We start from the raw sequence: 721 nt of genomic DNA on the forward strand, positions 1-721 counted from the left end.
GGCTATGGCGCCATATTTTTGGAGCGGACGACGGGAATCGAACCCGCGACCCTCGCCTTGGCAAGGCGATGCTCTACCGCTGAGCCACGTCCGCAAAATGGCTGGGGATATAGGATTTGAACCTATGCATGACGGAGTCAAAGTCCGTTGCCTTACCGCTTGGCTAATCCCCAATAAAAACAAAGGGGCGATCGAGGGGAATTGAACCCCCGAATGCCGGATCCACAAACCGGTGCGTTAACCACTTCGCCACGATCGCCATATGCATTATTACTTAAAAAAGTTAATTGGCAGGGGCAGCAGGAATTGAACCCACACCAACGGTTTTGGAGACCGTTGTTCTACCTTTAAACTATGCCCCTAAAAACTGGTGGAGGATGATGGATTCGAACCACCGAACCCGTAAGGGAGCAGATTTACAGTCTGATGCGTTTGGCCACTTCGCTAATCCTCCATAGTGGTGCCGGCGAGAGGACTTGAACCCCCAACCTACTGATTACAAGTCAGTTGCTCTACCAGTTGAGCTACACCGGCGTATTAAGTTGTAGTGATAATGGTGGCTCGGGACGGAATCGAACCGCCGACACGAGGATTTTCAGTCCTCTGCTCTACCGACTGAGCTACCGAGCCATAATAAAGTCTAATCATGAACGTTGCACTTTATCCAGGGCGTCGGTGCCATATAACAGACTTAGTGAACAGATTCCTCATGTAGGGTAAA

At 50.5% G+C, this 721-nt stretch carries 7 tRNA genes; all 7 read right to left on the minus strand.

Features of this window, described 5'->3' with window-relative positions:
* Nucleotides 1-19 precede the first annotated feature (19 nt).
* Nucleotides 20-94 (minus strand) — tRNA-Gly (locus CHI14_RS24870).
* Between the two features lie 4 nt (nucleotides 95-98).
* Nucleotides 99-173, minus strand: a tRNA-Gln gene (locus CHI14_RS24875).
* Between the two features lie 13 nt (nucleotides 174-186).
* Nucleotides 187-259, minus strand: a tRNA-His gene (locus CHI14_RS24880).
* 29 nt (nucleotides 260-288) lie between these two features.
* Nucleotides 289-362 (minus strand) — tRNA-Trp (locus CHI14_RS24885).
* 6 nt (nucleotides 363-368) lie between these two features.
* Nucleotides 369-454: transfer RNA gene (locus CHI14_RS24890), tRNA-Tyr, on the minus strand.
* Between the two features lie 4 nt (nucleotides 455-458).
* Nucleotides 459-534, minus strand: a tRNA-Thr gene (locus CHI14_RS24895).
* A gap of 20 nt (nucleotides 535-554) precedes the next feature.
* Nucleotides 555-630, minus strand: a tRNA-Phe gene (locus tag CHI14_RS24900).
* Between the last annotated feature and the right edge of the window lie 91 nt (nucleotides 631-721).

It is taken from the genome of Paenibacillus sp. 7516 (assembly GCF_002272715.1).
Lineage (GTDB): Bacteria > Bacillota > Bacilli > Paenibacillales > Paenibacillaceae > Paenibacillus > Paenibacillus illinoisensis_A.